Below are 19,895 nucleotides of genomic sequence, written 5' to 3' on the forward strand. Positions count from 1 at the left end.
ACGAGATGAATTTGTCTGATACAAGTGCTGTACGTCATACATTGAACTTAAATGGAACATGGCAGTTTCGTTTGGATCGGGAGTCCGATGAACTCGTTGAACAAGAGATATCACCGCCTTCACAGTGTGAAAATACATCATGGGAGACCATTCAGATTCCCGGTTCATGGGAAGAGCAAGGATACGGAGATGAGCCTGAATATGAAAGGCTCGATACCTGGACCAAGGTTCGCGAGTATGAAGGCTCAGCCTGGTATGCTCAGGATGTTCATGTTCCATCAGACGACCCCGGATGTCACTATGTATTCAGATTGGAAGGTGTCCGATGGACAACGAATCTCTGGATCAATGGACAGTATGCCGGGCAGCAGGATAGTCTGCTGAATCAACAGAAGTGGGATGTTACCTCTCTGGTGAAGCAGGGAGAAGTGAATCGGGTGGAGATCTGCGTGGATAATACGATGAAACTTCCGCTGGCTGGTAGCCATATTCATTCATTGCATACGGCCACAGCCTGGGGGGGAATCACAGGTGGTGTTTATCTGGATATTCTGCCCCCATGCCGATTACAGACATTACGGATTCAACCAGATGTTGAAAATGGAACCCTTCTGATTGATTGTACTGTAAGCGCTCCCTCAAATGAATCAGCCAGATCAATGCAATTACATGTGGATATCCAGCATCCAGACGGCACATGGCTTGATCGATCTAGTTGTAATGTGAATCTGAGTGTTCAAGCGCATGTGGATATAAGCTCAGCAGGTGTAACTGAAAGCAACGCTTTAATAGATCAGTGGCGATTGGAACTGGGGACAGGCAACTCTATCGCAAGATGGTCGGACGAATCCCCTGAATTATACAAGGCAGTGATTCGTCTGTGTAACGGTGAACAGGAACTGGATCGGCTGGAGCAATCATTTGGTGTTCGCTCCTTTGCAACAAACGGGAAGCAGCTTGAATTGAATGGGACACCAGTATATCTGCGCGGGTACGTCGATTGCTGTATCTTTCCACTGACGGGTTATCCCGTCTGGGACAAGGGGCATTATCTTCAGCAATTTCGAATCGCCAGATCGTATGGCTTCAATCATGTCCGACTGCATGGGTGGAGCGCGCCGGAGCCTTTCTGGGAGGCGGCTGATGAAGCGGGCATGTTGGTACAGGCAGAACTTCCACATTGGTCTCGTTTCTTTGAGCAATCGGATCAGTCTGCGCCAGCTGAAGTGTTGTCCTATCTGACACAAGAACTGGACAGGTTGCTCCAGTCGCTGCATAGACATCCTTCATTCGTCATGTTCTCCATGGGGAATGAACTCATTGGTCCGAATGGCCACCCTGAACTCAATGCATTAGTATCGAGGGCAAGGGATATGGACCCAACCCGGTTATATACGGACAATACAGGTTTTGGACAGCTTCCGGCGCAAGGCCGGGAAGGTGATTATTATATTCAGTCGTTGAACTGGCATCCCCCGTTGGAATCCGCATATTCTGCTGTACCGGATACCACGCTGGATTATCATGCAGTCACCCGGCTTGCGGAACATCCCGTCATTGGGCACGAGCATGCACAATACACGATGTATGTGCGTCCTCAAGAGCGAGCCAAGTATACGGGCGTATTACGCCCTAGCTGGTTACGGCCGATTGAAGAATCGTTGACAAACAAAGGGATGATGGCGGATCTGGAGCATTTTCAACAGGTCAGTGGTACACATCTGGTACGTTCCTTAAAAGAAGCGATGGAGCGGATTCGACGAACACCGGACGCTGCGGGCGTACAGCTGCTGGACATTCGTGATTTTCCAGGGCAGGGACATGCAACGACGGGTATTCTGGACGTATTTTGGGATGATAAAGGCATTACAACACCAGATGAATTCATGCGATTCAACACAGATGTGGTGCTGTTGTTAAGCTGCAAGGAGCGTACATTTTTCGCCGGAGAACCCATTCATGTTGATGTACGCATCTCTCACTACGGTAAGGAGCCGCTTGAGGACGCGGTCATTCAGTGGAGGTTAATAAGCAATGATGTGATACTTAATGAAGGGGAATGGAAGACCGGAAATATCCAATGTGGGTCTGTCATGTCACTGGGAAGTATCGTCGCTACCGCTCCTCATGAAGGGGCAGCAGCTTTTCGGATCGAAGCGGAGCTGAAATCAGGCGATTTGGAAAGAACTGTAGCGAATGTATGGCATGGCTGGTCGTTTCCTTTTTATCAGTCTCATCCGAGTTCGAATCGGTTCTGGAATACCGTGGCAGAGTTGAAGCCATTCCTGGGTGAAGCGCATGATGATTGCGTAGATCGTATCGATGGATTTCAGTTGTTGAAAAATCGGGAGATTGACTTGGTTATCGTTCAGTCGTTAACACCCAATGTCGTTGATTATGTGGTCAACGGGGGAAGTGTTTGGCTACAGCCAACCGCAGAAGGGTTATATGATTCAGTGGAGACCAAGTATCTGCCTGTATTCTGGAATTACCTGATGTTTGCTACGCAGCCTGGTGCAACGATGGGCATGTATCTGAGAGATCGGCTAGCACTACTAGGCTCCTTCCCGCATGATGGGGCTTCGGACTGGCATTGGTATCACTTGGTGAACGGTACACCAGCGATATGTTTGGATACGTTGCCCGGGGTTGAGCCGCTGATCGAAGTGGTGGACCATTTCCATCGGGCCAAACGACTCGCTTATGCCTTTGAGGCAAAAGTAGGGAAGGGCAAGATTTTGGTATCCTCACTTCCGTTTGCCAATCTGGCTGTAATGAAGCGTCCGGAAGCCGCCTACTTATTTAAGGAGATACTTGCCTATCTGAATGGAGATCAATTCCGTCCAGCAACCTCCATATCCGTAGCGCAACTACTCGGGATCGTTAAACTGCAAACCATTCAATTTACATTGTAATCATAGGGACCCGAAAGGGTCCTTTTTGCATGACATGTAGTTGAAGTAAACGATTACTATAAAACGTTTTCGATATTTACCACTTCCAATAGTATTTTACCTTAATATTACTTTTGTTTCATTTAAAAGTAGAATTTATCACTGATTTTAACGAATTAATGTCTGATTATATATGTCTATATCTAATTTTTATATGATTTTCTCTAAAATCCAGATGGTATTTTGAAAACGCTCTATCGAGTATGATTATTTTATAAAACAGAGGAGGGGGAACGGAGATGGAAACGCTAACAAAAAAATCCGCTTCCGCGAACAGAAGCAGTGACCCCAAACCGCCTTTAAAGAATCGGCGGAACGGAATTTGGGACAGAATGAAACAGCAGAAATATCTCTATCTCATGTCATTGCCATTCGTAGCTTGGGTTTTCGTATTTAACTATCTGCCACTATGGGGATGGACGATGGCTTTCCAAAATTATAAACCTGCCAGATCATTTGGTGATCAAGAGTGGGTTGGTTTTAAACACTTTGTAGAGCTGTTCAGTGATGATCGTTTCTATCTGGTACTTCGAAATACGCTTGCAATGAGCCTGATGGGACTGGTTGTCGGTTTTATCGTGCCGATATTCTTCGCTATTCTCCTGAATGAAATGAGAGGCATGTTCTTCAAACGTGCCGTGCAAACGGTATCATATCTGCCTCACTTTGTATCATGGGTCGTTGTGGCAGGGATTATCACCAAGATGCTCTCCACCGACGGCGGGATTATCAATGATCTATTGGTAGGACTGAATATTATCGATCAGCCGATCCAATTCATGGCCAAGGGGAACTTGTTCTGGTACATTGTAACCGCTTCAGATATGTGGAAGGAAACCGGTTGGAATGCCATCATCTATCTGGCGGCGATTACAGGTATCGACAATGAGCTGTATGAAGCTTCCCGTGTAGATGGAGCCAACCGCTGGAGACAGATGTGGCATATTACGCTGCCTGGCATACGGACCACGATTTCCGTACTTTTCATCATGTCAATTGGACATCTTATCAGTATCGGTTTCGAGAAGCAGTTCTTGCTTGGCAACAGTCTGGTCACAGACTACTCGGAAGTACTTGATCTATATGCGCTCAATTATGGTTTGAATATGGGACGATTCTCATATGGTACAGCCATAGGTATATTCAACTCCGTTGTCAGTATCATCCTTCTGTTTACTGCGAACGGCTTGTTCAAAAAATTCACTAAAGAAAGCATCATGTAGGGAGGGGACGACATTATGGCGAACAAAGCATTCAATGCTACTCGGGGCGATAAACTGTTCGATATATTCAACATCCTCGCGATGACCATGGTGCTGGTTGTAACACTTTATCCATTCCTTAACGTACTAGCCATCTCACTCAATAACTCGACAGATACAGTACGTGGCGGAATTTACTTGTGGCCTCGCGAATTCACATTACAGAACTACAAAACGATTTTCCAATATGATGGATTGTTACAAGGTTTGCAGATCTCCATTCTGCGTACGCTTGTAGGTACCGTGCTCGGATTGATCAGTTCATCCATGATCGCCTTTACACTGAGCAGACCTGATTTTGGACTTAGAAAATTTGTTTCCACAACGCTCGCACTCACGATGTATTTCTCCGGTGGTCTGATTCCGGTGTACATTCTGATGCGTGACTTGAACCTGATCGGTACATTCTGGGTATATGTATTGCCTGGCATGATCAGTGCATTTAACGTCTTCATCATCCGTTCATTCATTGATGGCCTGCCATACTCATTGCAGGAATCCGCGAAGCTGGACGGAGCGAATGACTTTACAATCTATTACAGAATCATCTTGCCACTGTGTAAACCAGTGCTTGCTACCATCGCATTGTTCCTGGCTGTAGGTCAATGGAATGCGTGGTTCGATACGTACCTGTATAATGGTTCAAAGGCACATTTGACCACGCTCCAATATGAGCTGATGAAAGTACTGCAAAGTACACAGCAAGGCTCAGGTGCTGGACGAAATGCCAATGATATGGCGCAGCAAATGACACAGATTTCACCGGAATCGATCAAAATGGCGATCACAATCGTTGTAACGGTTCCAATCCTCATTGTATATCCATTCCTTCAGAAGTACTTTGTTGGCGGTATGACACTGGGCGCAGTAAAAGGTTAAACAAGTGGGTACAGGCTGCCAAATAGAGCGGGCCGTACATCTACAAATGAAGCATCAGGATACCCGAAGCGCAGCCATTTGGTCTGCGCTTCACCGTATAGGGCTGCGGTGTGGTATTCATGAAGCTATAGACAGGGACAAAAAAGTCCCGGATAAGACAGACATATGAAACAGGGAGGATTACCATTATGGCAAGTTCCAAAATGAAGATTGCACTGGCACCAGTGCTTGCAATGTCTTTACTCGCAGGTTGCGGTGGAGGAAGCGGCGGTGATACGTCGTTCAAGGATACAAGCGCAGAGACAACTCCACTTACTTTTGATTTCTTCAGCGTTGACCCCAGTCCGAACTGGAATGGCATGAAGGATGAAGTAGGTAAAGTCCTTACGGAAAAAACAGGGATAACCCTTAACGGTGAGTTTGCCGTTAGTGGTGGTCAAGATAAGATATCCTTAATGGCGGCGAGCGGAGACTATCCGGATATCGTCTCCCCCAAAGGAGAACTCAGCAAACTGGTGGATGCCGGAGCAATGCTCGATCTGACAGATCTGATCGACCAATATGCTCCCAATCTGAAGAAGCTGTATGGTAATTACATGGACCGGTTGAAATACAGTAATGAAGATCAGGGTATCTATGTGCTGCCGACGTATTATGCGGTAGACCAGAAGTACTTTGATGCAGGTGGTGGATTTGGGATTCAGCATCGTGTACTGAAAGAACTCGGATACCCGGAAGTGCGTACACTTGAGGATTACGAGAATGTACTGAAGGCGTACAAAGAGAAACACCCAACAATTGATGGTCAGCCAACGATCCCGTTAACACTGGACGCGGATGATTGGAGAATCATGATTACCGTAACGAACCCTGCCTTCCAGGCAACAGGAGCTCCGGATGATGGTGAATACTACATCGATCCAGAGACGTATGAAGCAAGTCTGCATTACAAACGTCCAGAGGAAAAAGAGTACTTCCGCTGGTTGAACCATATGTACAATGAGGGACTGCTTGATCAGGACAGCTTCATCCAGAAAACAGACCAATACAAATCCAAAATTGCAAGTGGACGTGTTCTGGGTGTCATTGACCAGGATTGGGGTTATTCCGATGCAGAAAATGCACTGAAATCTGCGGGCAAGGATGAAGCAACGTATTCACACTTCCCGGTAACCCTGTCCGAAGATATCAAGGATCATGCCTACCAAGACCCTGGTTTTGTATCCGGTTGGGGTGTAGGGATTACAACATCGAATCCCGACCCGGTTCGTACGATCAAATTCTTCGATTACCTGGCTTCTGAAGAAGGGCAAGTGCTGATGAACTGGGGAATTGAGGGCAAACAGTACGAAGTGAAGGATGGCAAACGTGTCATTCCTGCCGACATTCTGGATCAGAAAACCAATAATGCAGCCGTATTCCAGAAAGAAACGGGTATTGGACTGTACACCAATCTGTCCGGTCACTATGGAGACGGTGTGAAGGATTCAACGGATAACTACTACACTACGAATTTCCCTGAACAGATCGTGGCAGCATATTCCGATGCAGAGAAAGAAACACTCAAAGCTTACGGTGCTACGACGTGGAAAGATCTGTTCCCGAGTGAAGACGAGTTCCCAATCAAACCATGGGGAGCAGCATACAATCTGCCAACACCAGGTGACTCTAACTACAACGTCATCTTCAAGAAAACACAGGATATCATACGGAAACGTATCCCGGAAGCCATTCTGAGTACTCCTGAACAGTTTGATGCAATCTATGATGGCATGATTGCAGAAGTGAACCAAGCAGGAGCAGAGGATATGGAGAAACAATATACAGAACTCGTTCAAAACCGTGTTCAATTGTGGAGCGGTGAAGAGGCTAAATAAACGTTTAGCAATTCAAATCTAAAACGAAAGAGAACCCAGAATATCTGGGTTCTTTTTTTATCTAAAACGTTTTCCAAAAAACGTTTTCAATTTTACAAATTCACTATTGACAAGGGATATAGGAGCGATTATTATTCAAGTATGAAAGCACTTACATTCGCTTGTACACCACGTGGAATATACCTGAATCTCAAAGTTAACACTTACAGGAATGAAGAGGAAAAGGGTAAGAAAAGAACATTTTTTTATTTTTAAGAAAACGCTTCTAATGTTATAAAAACAAGAAAATTACATTCGTTTCATCTGGTCATGGTATGTGCAGGTCAGCCTGTTATACAAATATACAGCTTCATTAATATCCATAAGGGGGATTACACATGAAGGGCAAAACACCAAAAACATTCGCAATGCTTCTGTTAGCCAGTGCACTTGCAATTACAGCAGGATGCAGCGGCAGTGGAGGAGGAACTAACGCTTCAGAGAAACCGGTTGATTCCGGAGATACAACCAGTCCAGTGACCTTTACATTCTTTGGTGCAGACGCGAGTCCGAACTGGAATAACATGAAGGATGCTGTCGGTCAAGAGATTACTAAGGCAACGGGAGTTACAATTGAAGCTGAGTATGATGTGAATAATGGTGGTGACCAAAAGATTCCTTTGATGGCTGCCAGTGGTGATTACCCTGATATTATCTATCCTAAAGGCAACTTGTCTAAGCTTGTGGATGCAGGCGCGATGCTGGACCTGACCGATCTAATTGAGGAGCATGCTCCCAATTTGAAAAAAATCTATGGTGATCAGATGAACCGTCTGAAATACAGTTTGGAAGATCAAGCCATTTACACGATCCCGACTAATATGGGTGTAGATAACGTTGCGTTTGATGCTACGGGCGGATTCGAAATTCAACAAAGAGTATTGAAAGAGCTTGGCTACCCTGAAGTAAAAACGCTTGAGGACTACGAGAACGTACTGAGAACGTATTATGAAAAACATCCAACGATTGATGGTCAACCGACTATTCCGTTAACATTGAATGCAGATGACTGGAAAATTATGATTACGGTAACGAACCCTGCATTCCAAGCTACGGGTGGACCGGATGACGGTGAGTATTATATCAACCCTGAGACGTATGAAGCCGTTCTACACTACAAACGTCCTGAAGAAAAAGAATATTTCCGTTGGTTGAACAAAATGTACAATGAGGGTCTGCTTGATAAAGATACATTTGTTCAAAAGGATGACCAATACAAATCCAAAATTGCCAGTGGCCGTGTACTCGGTCTAATCGACCAGGAGTGGAACTATGGTGAGGCGGAGAATGCTTTGAAATCGTCTAATGGTGGAGATAAAACATATGCCCACTTCTCCGTGTCCTTGAACAAGGATATTGTGGATCATACGTTCCAACCGACGGGATTCGACGGTTATGGTATCGGAATCACGACTTCGGCCAAAGATCCGGTACGTATTATCAAATTCATGGATTGGCTTGCTTCCGATGAAGGTCAGGTCCTGAGAAACTGGGGCGTTGAAGGCCAACATTACCAACTCGAGAATGGGAAACGCATCATTCCGGCTGACGTACAAGATCGCAAAACCAATGATAACTCTGCTTTTACCAAAGAATCAGGCGTAGGCATGTATAACATATTTAGCGCCAGATACGGTGATGGTGTGAAAGATGCCACGGATAACTACTATACAACGAACTTCCCTGAACAGATTCAAGCTGGTTACACTGCTGCTGAGAAGGAAACGTTGAAAGCGTATGGTATCACAACATGGAAAGATTTCTATCCTTCCGAAGAAGATCTGAAGCTGAAAGATTGGGGCGCAGCATACAACATGCCTGTACCTTCTGACACGGATTACAACGTAACGTTCCAGAAAACACAGGATATCGTCCGTAAACGTATTCCAGAGGCTATCCTTGCCAAACCAGAGAACTTCGACAGCGTATATGATGGTCTTCTGGCTGAACTCGATAAAGCGGGTGCAGTGGAGATGGAGAAACAATACACGGTTTGGATCAAAGAACGTGTAGCTCTCTGGACTGGAAAAGATGTGAAATAAGCTTGAAAACCAAGCATTAAAGTTAAGGATTTTCATAGCAAAAAAAGCCCTTGAGAAAGGGCTTTTTTTATTGTTGACGTGAGGAGATGGATAGCCTATAATCTATCATGTAAGCACTTTCAGTAAGCGGTTTATTCCATTTACGAAAACGTTTTACGTCTGTTAGAAGAAGAATCTTTCTTTTTGCAGAATCGAAACGTCAGCTTTAGTGAACACGTCGGAATGAACTATACCGAAAGCGCATTCAAAAAAAGTGGTATCCTCAGGCATAAAGCCTGTTATACAGATAAAACCTTCATAAATAATAGGGGGAACTAGACAATGAGAGGCAAAATGAAAGGCAATACACCCAAGACGTTTGCAATGTTGATGCTCGCAAGTGCAATGTTGGTTACAGCTGGCTGCGGGAATTCGGGAACCAAAGAGACTTCGGAGTCCAGCGGAACTGAACCGATCACAGTTACATTCTTCGGGGCGGATGCTAGTCCAACCTGGAACAAGATGCAAGATGCTGTTGGTAAAAAGATTACGGAGCAAACTGGCGTTACCATTGAAGCAGAGTATGATGTAAACGATGGTGGTAACCAGAAGATTGCGCTAATGGCTGCCAGTGGTGACTTTCCTGATATGATCTACCCTAAAGGTAACTTATCTAAGCTTGTGGATGCAGGCGCGATGCTGGATCTCACGGATCTGATTGAGGAGCATGCTCCCAATCTGAAAAAAATCTATGGAGAACAGATGAACCGTTTGAAATACAGTTTGGAAGATCAAGCGATATATACTATTCCAACCAATATGGGTGTTGATAATGTTACGTTTGACGCTACAGGTGGATTTGAAATTCAGCAAAGAGTGTTGAAAGAGCTCGGATATCCTGAAGTGAAGACACTTGAGGATTACGAGAATGTACTCAGAGCCTATTATGAAAAACATCCAACCATTGATGGTCAACCAACCATTCCATTAACATTGAATGCAGATGACTGGAAGATCATGATCACGGTAACGAACCCGGCCTTCCAGGCAACAGGCGCACCGGATGATGGTGAATATTACATTGATCCTGAAACGTATGAAGCAACATTGCACTACAAACGTCCAGAGGAAAGAGAATATTTCCGCTGGTTGAATAAAATGTACAATGAAGGCCTACTGGACAAAGATGCCTTTGTTCAAAAGGATGATCAATACAAGTCCAAAATTGCCAGCGGCCGTGTCCTCGGTCTGATTGACCAAGAGTGGAACTATCAAGAAGCGGAGAACGCGCTCAAATCATCGGGTAAGGATGATGCCACATACGCTCACTTCTCTGTGTCACTTAACGATGAAATTGTGGATCACACGTTCCAACCAGCCGGCTTTGACGGTTATGGCATTGGGATTACAACTTCGGCCAAAGATCCAGTGCGTATCATCAAATTCATGGATTGGCTTGCTTCCGATGAAGGACAAGTTCTGAGAAACTGGGGTATCGAAGGTGAACATTACAACGTAGAAGATGGTAAACGCGTGATTCCAGATGACGTTCAGGACCGCAAAACGAATGACAACTCCAATTTCAGTAAGGAAACAGGAATTGGGATGTATAACGTATTTAGTGCAAGATACGGTGATGGTGTAAAAGATTCTACGGATAACTACTACACAACAAACTTCCCTGAGCAGATTGTAGCTGGTTACACAGCTGCAGAGAAAGAAACGCTGAAAGCATACGGTATCACGACTTGGAAAGAGTTCTATCCGGCTGAAGAAGATCTGCCAGTTAAGGATTGGGGCGCAGCGTATAACATGTCCGTACCTTCCGGTACAGACTATGAGGTAACGTTCCAGAAAACGCAGGATATCATTCGTAAACGGATTCCGGAAGCTGTTCTGACTACACCAGCAAACTTTGATGCAACCTATGATGCTTTACTGGCTGATTTGGACAAAGCTGGTGCAGTTGAAATGGAGAAACAATTTACGGTTTGGGTTAAAGAACGTGTCTCTCTGTGGACAGGAAAAGACGTAAAATAATATGGATTGTCTGTGATCCATGGTTACGCAAGGAAAGGGCCCCATATAGGGCCCTTTTTTTGTGGAATGATGTGATGATTTGCATTGACGCAAATTTTGAAATCACATATAATTTTATTATTGTAAGCACTTACCGAAAACGTTTTATGTCATAAGAAATATACAGTTGATTTAGGAACAGGAGCTAATCATGTCCCAACACAATAAACAAACTAAAATCAATCGTCTATGGTATCGACAACCGGCGCAACGCTGGGAAGAAGCATTGCCCATCGGAAACGGCCGTCTTGGAGGCATGGTGTACGGTGGCGCAGCAGATGAACGAATTCAGCTCAATGAAGATACATTATGGTCAGGGTTTCCACGGGATACGATTCAATACAGCAGTCAGCGGTATTTGAAGCAGACGCGAGAGTTGATCATGTCTGGACAGTATGGTGAAGCTGAGGATTTGTTGAACCGTGAAATGCTTGGTCGTGATGTAGAGGCCTACCAGCCGATGGGTCATTTTCTATTGCACCATGAGGGTCTGGATGATCTTTCATATGATGCATTTGAACGGGAGCTTGATCTGGAATCGGGTATTGCAACCACAACCTACTCATTGGAAGGAACTCAATACGTACGTGAAGTGTATTCCAGTGCTTCGGATGATCTAATGGTCTGCACATTGACTGCTGATCAGAAGGGCGCTGTGAGTGTAAGTGTTACGCTAGATAGTCCCCATCCTTATCGCATTGAGACTTCGGGAGATGCTCTAACCATGTTCAGTCGGTGCCCAAGTCATGTGGAGTCCAATTACTTCAGGGATCACCCGGAATCCGTCCTCTATGAAGAGGATCGGGGGACGGCTTATGCTGTCCGTGTAGCGTTTACGGCATCTGGCGATCAGGTGAAGGTCTCCAATCTGGAAGGCAAGTTACATATTGAGGGTGCTGATCAGGTTGTGTTTTATCTGGCAGCAGCTACGTCCTTTGAAAGTTATGATGTTTTGCCTGTGAAGGATCATCTTGTATTGGAAGAGGAATGCAAGGAGATGATCTTCAAAGCGACCACACATGTCGCGGAAGCGCTTCGTGACCGACATATTCAGGATCATAGCGCGTTGTTTAACAGAGTCTCTATTGATTTAGGGGTATCGGCTAACGCCGAATTACCTACAGATGAGCGGCTGCAGGCTTATCAGGCAGGGCAACAAGACCCTGGACTGGAGGCACTTTATTTTCAATATGGAAGATATCTGTTAATGGCTAGTTCGCGTCCGGGCAGCCAGCCTGCCAATCTGCAGGGAATCTGGAACCATCAGGTAGAGCCGCCATGGCATAGTGATTACACAATCAATATCAACACGGAGATGAATTACTGGCCGGCAGAAGTCTGCAATCTCAGTGAATGTCATGAGCCGCTGTTTGATATGCTGACCGATCTAAGTGATACAGGACGAAGAACGGCGCGGATTCTGTATGGAGCTCGTGGATGGACTGCTCATCATAACGTGGATATCTGGAGAACCTCTACACCGACAGGTGGAGATGCAAGCTGGGCTTTCTGGCCGATGGGTAGCGTATGGTTAACCTCGCATCTATGGGAGCATTACCAATTTACCGGGGATCAGCGTTTTCTTGAGGAACGTGCGTATCCCATCATGAAAGAGGCGGCGCTGTTCTGTCTCGATTGGCTGGTGGAAGGGCCCGATGGTTATCTGGTTACGATTCCATCTACTTCACCTGAGAACAAGTTTCTCACAGATGCTGGGGAGGCACGCAGTATATCCATGGCTTCAACGATGGATATGACGTTAATTCGTGAACTGTTCAGCCGCTGTATTGAGGCCGCGAAGCAATTGAATCTAGATGAGTCATTGGCGAGCGAGTGGGGTGAGGCTCTGGACAAACTCTATCCATTCCGAATTGGAAGCGAAGGACAATTGCTGGAGTGGTTTAAAGATTTTGCTGAATCTGAACCAGGACATCGTCACGTCTCCCATCTGTATGGGTTGTATCCGGGGGAGCAGATCAATCGAGTACACACACCGGAATTGGTAGAAGCAGCACGGGTATCACTTAAACGTCGTATCTCACAAGGTGGCGGGCATACAGGATGGAGCTGTGCATGGTTGATTAATCTGTATGCACGACTGCTGGATAGCAGCCAGGCACATCAGTTTGTGCGCACGTTGCTGGCCCGGTCCACACATCCGAATCTGTTTGATGACCATCCACCATTCCAAATTGATGGTAATTTTGGAGGCACGGCTGGAATCGCGGAGATGTTATTGCAGAGCCACTTGAACGAGTTACATTTACTGCCTGCACTGCCTGAACTCTGGACTCAAGGTCGTGTTGAAGGGCTTCGTGCAAGAGGTGGTTATACGGTAGCAATAACGTGGACGGACAACAAGCTTGTGTCAGCGGTTATTAAGGCAGATCGAAATGAGTCGCTGACCCTTCGCAGTGTTTATCCGCTGCGTGTGGAAGGAAACGAACAAGCCAAGGCAGAGCTTACGCCTCAGGGCGATTATGTAATTATTTTAACCATGACCGCAGGACAGACGATCCGCGTGTCATCATGAGACGGAGGAGCCAACCATGACCATTTTTAAATTTCCGCAAGATTTTCGCTGGGGTACAGCAACAGCTTCCTATCAAATAGAAGGAGCGGCACAGGAAGGTGGACGCGGGGTATCCATCTGGGATACGTTTGCGCGCACCCCTGGCAAAGTATATAACGGAGATAATGGAGATGTCGCGTGTGATAGTTACCATCGGTATGAGGAAGACATCGAACTGATGAAGAAACTCGGGATTAATACATACCGGTTCTCCATTGCCTGGCCACGTATTATTCCTGACGGAGATGGTGAGATCAATCGGGAAGGTCTGGACTTCTACCACCGCTTCGTGGATGCATTGATCGAGGCTGGAATTGAACCGTTCCTCACCCTGTATCACTGGGATCTTCCGCAAACGCTGGAGGATGACGGAGGCTGGGGCAACCGCAGAACTGTGGATGCTTTTGTGAAATATGCCGAAGTGATCTTCAAAGAATTCTCTGGCAAAATCAACTTCTGGCTGACATTCAACGAACCATGGTGCATCGCGTTCCTGTCGAACCTTCTCGGGATTCATGCGCCAGGAAACAAAGACCTGCAGACGTCAATTAATGTTGCTCATGGATTGCTGGTCGCTCACGGCAAAGCCGTTCAATCCTTCCGTCGTTTGGGTACAACCGGACAGATCGGTATTGCTCCGAACGTATGCTGGGCTGAGCCGTACAGCAAATCTCCTGAGGACCAAGCTGCGTGTGATAGATCAATCGCGCTCAATACGGACTGGTTCCTTGACCCGATCTACAAAGGCTCGTACCCGCAATTTATGGTGGACTGGTTCGCAGAAGCGGGAGCTACGGTGCCAATCCAAGAAGGCGATATGGAGATCATCTCGCAACCGATCGACCTACTAGGTATTAACTATTACACGATGGGGATCAATCGCTTCAATCCGGAGGCAGGTGCTCTGCAATCGGAAGAAGTTGATATGGGCCTCACCAAAACCGATATTGGCTGGCCCGTGGAATCACGTGGTTTGTATGAATTTATGCATTACTTGCAAAAATACGGCAATGTGGATGTGTATATCACGGAGAACGGTGCCTGCATCAATGATGATCTGGAGAATGGCAAAATTAATGATGATCGCCGAATTGCATATTATGAACAGCACTTGGCTCAGATTCACCGCATCATTAACGACGGTATTAACCTGAAAGGGTACATGGCGTGGTCACTGATGGATAATTTCGAGTGGGCAGAAGGCTACCGCATGCGTTTTGGTCTTGTTCATGTGGACTATCGTTCACTCGTGAGAACGCCGAAGGAGAGTTATTACTGGTATCAGAACGTCATCAAGAATAATTGGTTGGAGACACGGAACGAACATAATCCCCAATAGTTTGGGTGGCAGGTTTAAGGGAAAAGCAGGTCCTCATTATATATGGTTCCCTTATTGAAGTTGAAAAAGACGGTAACATTGGAGTATTCCAATGTGCCGTCTTTTTTGCATTTTTACCGTTGGAAATGAGTAGTTCATAAAGGTTTCATAAGGTCAAGTGCAGTTCCTGTTATGAAGAGACGTTTTTTGGGTTATAAGAAGTATGAGTGAATTGAAAAATGTTTTGTCAACGGTCGAAATCAAAATAAAGTGTCCAAATTGCGAATAAAATTTGAACATTTGTTGACTAAAAATCATACTGATGTGGTATATTGGTATAAGGAAAGCACTTACAAAAAGGGAAAAGGAAGTGTTTACTATGGCATCGAAGACAGCAATGGTTAGCCAATTGGAGCGCAAAGACAAAAATATGCGGCGCGCCGTCTTGACGATGACAGTTCTGGCATGGGTCGCACTCATTACGGGAGTGGTCATGTGTCTGATCAATCTGAACGACTTTAATGATCGTAATCTTGGCTTGATGGTTGGTATTGGATTCCTTGTAGGTAGTGTGTTTATTTACGTTATTGCCAAAGCGATTGGCCTTGTTCATACACGCCGGGAAGACGAAGGCGCCGATTGATTATAATCCTGCGTTAATTCGTTCATAATAAGACTGGATAAGTTCCCGGAATCCAGTCAATAAAGCCCTTTGCGGATTCGTTGACACTGTTCAACGGGACTGCAAAGGGTTTTATTTTGTGACTTGAAGTGTAAAGATTACGAAGTACAAATATCAAGCATGCAAGCGATTTGTGAGAAAAAATTCACACATTTAAGGTGTAAAATCGACAAATTTGTTAACAAGAACAAAAAAGTTGTTCATTTCTGATATCTTTAGTAGGAAGAGAGTAGTATACTGATTTTTCAGTATGAGCGAATTTAAGGAGAGGGGATCAAAATGAACAAGAAACCTAGGTCGCTAATCCGGATTATCATTCCGGTTGTCCTGACGTTGGTTACAATTGCATTGATTGTCTGGCCAATGCTGGCAGGCGGGCAGTACGTTGTTCTGGATCCGAAGGGGCCAATTGGCGCTTCGCAGAGAGATTTGATTGTCATCTCGACAATTTTGTGTGCTGTCATCATTGTGCCAGTACTCATTTTGTCTGCCGTAATCGTATGGCGTTACCGCGACAAGCCGGATAACAAAGCTGCTTATGAGCCTAACTGGTCTCATAGTACGAAGGCGGAGGCAATCTGGTGGACGGTTCCAATTATTATTATTGGAATACTTGCAATTGTAACGATTCGTTACACGTATGATCTGGAGCCTTCGAAGCCGTTGGCTCATGAGAAAGAACCAATTACCATCCAAGTGTCTTCACTGGACTGGAAATGGCTGTTTATGTATCCTGAGCAAGGGATTGCAACGGTCAACACGCTGAATATACCGGCAGACCGGCCCGTGAAATTTGAACTCACTGCGGATTCACCGATGAACTCATTCTGGATTCCGCAACTTGGAGGACAGATTTATACGATGTCGGGTATGGCGATGACCTTGTATCTGCAGGCAGATCATGAAGGCAAGTACTGGGGTTCAGGCGCTAACTTCACAGGTGAGCATTTTGGAGAAATGCGTTTTGATGTGAATGCTACATCGGACGAAGATTTCGACAATTGGGTAGCTGAAGTGAAACAGAGTTCTCAGGCGTTGACTACAGAAGGTTACAAAGCACTGGCTGAACCAGGAACAAGCAATGTTGCTTATTATTCTGCCTTCCCAGAAGGATTGTTCCAAAATATTGTGACCAAGTATGTTGTAGATGGTCAAAGTGCTCACAGTAAGCATGGAAGTTCAAGTGAAGCTTCTGGAGCCATTCAAAGTGCAACTGACAAGTCCAATCAAGACGAGGACAAGAGTGCTAACTAAAGATTCGAAAGGAGGCCCCCAATGTTAGAGAGACTTAAAGAGTTTGCATCGGAGTTTTTCGTAACTGGCGACCCGCTGATCTATGGAGCAGACGTGGCCATCGGTATTACGATGATTACTATCGTAACGGTGCTGACTTATTTCAAAAAATGGGGCTGGCTCTGGCGTAACTGGTTAACTACCGTCGATCATAAAAAGATCGGTATTATGTATATCATTGCTTCCATTATCATGTTGTTCCGTGGTGGTGTGGATGCATTGATGATGCGTCTGCAGCTGGCTATGCCTAACATGGATTTCTTACATCCTGAACATTATAATCAGGTCTTTACAACTCACGGCACAATCATGATCTTGTTCATGGCGATGCCATTTATGTTTGGTTTATTTAACGTTATCGTGCCATTACAGATCGGAGCAAGGGACGTTGCCTTCCCGTTTCTGAATGCATTGAGCTTCTGGTTATTCTTCCTGGGAGCAATGCTGTTTAACCTGTCCTTCGTTATCGGTGGTTCACCAGACGCGGGATGGCTGAGTTATCCACCTCTATCGGAGCTGTCACACAGTCCGGGGGTCGGACAGAACTTCTATATATGGGGTATACAGATATCGGGTATCGGTTCCCTGGCTACCGGTATCAACTTCCTGGTTACCATCATTAAAATGCGTGCGCCAGGCATGAGATGGATGAAAATGCCGATGTTCACATGGTCGGTATTCTCCACTTGTATCATTATCTTGTTTGCTTTCCCGATCTTGACCGTGACACTTGCATTGTTATTCCTCGACAGGTTTGCCGGGGCGCATTTCTTCACACTTGATCTGGGCGGTAACCCAATGATGTATATCAACTTGATCTGGATGTGGGGTCACCCTGAGGTATACATTGTCGTCTTGCCGGCATTCGGTGTGTTCTCCGAGATTGTAAGTACCTTCTCTCGGAAAAAACTGTTTGGTTACAAGTCAATGGTATTTGCAATGTTAATTATCAGCTTCCTGTCCTTCTTTACATGGGCGCATCACTTCTTCACGATGGGTTCAGGAGCGGACGTGAATGCATTCTTCGCCGTAACTACGATGTTGATTGCTATTCCAACAGGGGTTAAGATATTTAACTGGCTGTTTACCATGTATCGAGGAAGGATTCGCATGGCGACTCCGATGATGTGGACACTTGCCTTTATCCCGTGCTTTATTGTCGGGGGTATGACAGGCGTTCTGTTATCCGTTGCTCCTGCTGACTTCCAGTTCCACAACAGTTACTTCCTGATTGCCCACTTCCACCAAGTATTGATCGGTGGCGTTGTCTTCGGATACTTCGCTGGTCTGTATTACTGGTGGCCTAAAATGTTCGGTTTCCAACTCGAAGAGAAACTGGGCAAATGGGCATTCTGGACTTGGAATATTGGTTTCTATGTCTGCTTCATGCCGCAGTACGCTGTCGGTCTGATGGGTATGACACGTCGTCTGAGCACATACGGCTGGGATACTGGCTGGTGGGAATTGAACTTCGTATCCACAATCGGGGCGTTCCTGATGGGTGTCGGATTCTTGTTCCAAGTTGCACAAATTGCAGACGGTATTCGCAAATACAAAACACTTAAAGCTTCCGGCGATCCATGGGATGGTCGTACGCTCGAGTGGTCGATTCCTTCACCAGCTCCTGAATATAACTTCGCTGTTACACCGCGCGGAGATGATATTGATGAGTGGTGGGAAGAGAAAGAACGTCGTGCCAAAGGCATCTATCCGCCTGAGCAACCGCTTGAGCCGATTCACATGCCGAAGAATTCTTCGATTCCGTTCATCATGTCTGTCTTCTGGTTCGTTGCTGGTTTCGGCTTCGTATTCGGTTGGCTGTGGATGGCGATTCTCGGACTTGCTGGCGTAGGCATCTGTATGATCGCCCGTTCATTCTCTTACGATACGGATTATTACATTCCGGTCGACGAAATTAAGCGTACCGAAGCGTCGTTAAGGGGGTCGGTATAGATGGCTCAAGCAGCCGCTAAGCACGGTGAGAATCATGCGCATGGTCATGACCATGGCCACCATGATCCACAGGAAATGAAAATTCTCGGATTCTGGTTCTTCCTGATTTCCGACGTTATCTTGTTCTCCGTATTGTTCGCAACCTTCATTGTGTTGCGTGACAATTCGGCGGGCGGACCGATTTTGTCCGAACTGATCAAAATGCCTGGCGTTATCGCCGAGACATTTATCTTGCTCACGAGTTCATTTACGAGCGGACTTGCCGTTCTGGCAATGAACCAGGGTAAAGTGAAACAATTGATTAACTGGCTGATTGTTACAGCTGTTCTGGGTGCAAGCTTTATCGCCCTGGAGGTTTACGAATTTGTTGAGATGGTTCACGAAGGTTTTAGTTACACGACGAGTGCGGCTTCTGGTGCATTCTTCACCCTCGTGGGTACTCACGGACTTCACGTATCGCTTGGTCTGATCTGGATGATCGGACTCATGTTCCAACTGAAAAAACGTGGGATTACCGACGTTACTCGCGGTAAGATCAACGTCATCAGCTTGTATTGGCACTTCTTGGACGTCGTATGGATCTTCCTCCTGTCGATCGTCTATCTCATGGGGGTGATGTAGATGGCAGAGCACAACTCACATGATTCCCACGGCCATGAACAACATGGCTCACTGAAGTCTTATGTCATCGGCTTCATTCTGTCCGTCGTACTGACAATCATTCCACTTGTGGTGGTTTTGAACGACATGATGGGCAAAACAGGTACACTCATTGTGATTCTTGGTACAGCAGCACTTCAGTTTGTGGTTCAACTCTTCTTCTTCATGCATATCCGTGAAACAGAGAAACCACGCTGGAATGTCATGGCCCTTATTTTCGGATTACTGATTATGATGACCATCGTAATTGGTTCGATCTGGATCATGCTTAACAATGCTGTTGCACATTAATTCATATGATGAAGA

13 protein-coding genes are annotated in these 19,895 nt (G+C 45.7%); all 13 read left to right on the forward strand.

Annotated elements, in window-relative coordinates; all coding sequences use genetic code 11:
• The first annotated feature begins 5 nt into the window (after positions 1-5).
• The 13 genes from MHI14_RS04315 (at position 6) to cyoD (ending at position 19,880) form a co-directional block, all read left to right on the forward strand.
• Positions 6-2,915: a glycoside hydrolase family 2 protein gene (locus MHI14_RS04315; protein WP_341129928.1), complete on the forward strand. Its 2,910-nt coding sequence runs from the start codon at positions 6-8 to the stop codon at positions 2,913-2,915.
• A 278-nt stretch (positions 2,916-3,193) separates the two neighbouring features.
• Entirely contained in the window at positions 3,194-4,177 is a 984-nt protein-coding gene (locus tag MHI14_RS04320) for an ABC transporter permease (protein ID WP_036606891.1), read from the forward strand.
• Between the two features lie 15 nt (positions 4,178-4,192).
• Complete coding sequence (locus MHI14_RS04325; protein ID WP_036606894.1) at positions 4,193-5,095, forward strand: carbohydrate ABC transporter permease; 903 nt, start codon at positions 4,193-4,195, stop codon at positions 5,093-5,095.
• 188 nt (positions 5,096-5,283) lie between these two features.
• Complete coding sequence (locus tag MHI14_RS04330) at positions 5,284-6,972, forward strand: ABC transporter substrate-binding protein (protein ID WP_133387170.1); 1,689 nt, start codon at positions 5,284-5,286, stop codon at positions 6,970-6,972.
• Between the two features lie 377 nt (positions 6,973-7,349).
• Positions 7,350-9,053: an ABC transporter substrate-binding protein gene (locus MHI14_RS04335; protein ID WP_341129929.1), complete on the forward strand. Its 1,704-nt coding sequence runs from the start codon at positions 7,350-7,352 to the stop codon at positions 9,051-9,053.
• 321 nt (positions 9,054-9,374) lie between these two features.
• Complete coding sequence (locus tag MHI14_RS04340; protein WP_434060095.1) at positions 9,375-11,072, forward strand: ABC transporter substrate-binding protein; 1,698 nt, start codon at positions 9,375-9,377, stop codon at positions 11,070-11,072.
• Positions 11,073-11,262: 190 nt separating this feature from the next.
• Complete coding sequence (locus MHI14_RS04345) at positions 11,263-13,644, forward strand: glycoside hydrolase family 95 protein (protein WP_341129930.1); 2,382 nt, start codon at positions 11,263-11,265, stop codon at positions 13,642-13,644.
• Between the two features lie 16 nt (positions 13,645-13,660).
• The gene (locus MHI14_RS04350; RefSeq protein ID WP_133387168.1) at positions 13,661-15,022 is read left to right on the forward strand and encodes a GH1 family beta-glucosidase; all 1,362 of its coding nucleotides are present in this window, start codon (positions 13,661-13,663) and stop codon (positions 15,020-15,022) included.
• Positions 15,023-15,380: 358 nt separating this feature from the next.
• Positions 15,381-15,644, forward strand: coding sequence for a hypothetical protein (locus tag MHI14_RS04355; RefSeq protein WP_091038518.1), 264 nt, complete (start codon positions 15,381-15,383; stop codon positions 15,642-15,644).
• 318 nt (positions 15,645-15,962) lie between these two features.
• Positions 15,963-16,937 carry a ubiquinol oxidase subunit II gene (cyoA, locus tag MHI14_RS04360; protein WP_091038520.1) on the forward strand — a complete coding sequence of 325 codons (975 nt, stop codon included), beginning with the start codon at positions 15,963-15,965 and terminating at the stop codon, positions 16,935-16,937.
• A 21-nt stretch (positions 16,938-16,958) separates the two neighbouring features.
• A complete protein-coding gene (locus MHI14_RS04365) occupies positions 16,959-18,929 on the forward strand; it encodes a cbb3-type cytochrome c oxidase subunit I (RefSeq protein ID WP_091038522.1) in 1,971 nt (656 codons plus the stop codon).
• The gene (cyoC, locus tag MHI14_RS04370) at positions 18,930-19,550 is read left to right on the forward strand and encodes a cytochrome o ubiquinol oxidase subunit III (protein ID WP_091038523.1); all 621 of its coding nucleotides are present in this window, start codon (positions 18,930-18,932) and stop codon (positions 19,548-19,550) included.
• Entirely contained in the window at positions 19,551-19,880 is a 330-nt protein-coding gene (gene cyoD / locus MHI14_RS04375) for a cytochrome o ubiquinol oxidase subunit IV (protein ID WP_091019256.1), read from the forward strand.
• Positions 19,881-19,895: the final 15 nt, after the last annotated feature.

It is taken from the genome of Paenibacillus sp. FSL K6-2393 (genome assembly GCF_038002545.1).
GTDB lineage: Bacteria > Bacillota > Bacilli > Paenibacillales > Paenibacillaceae > Paenibacillus.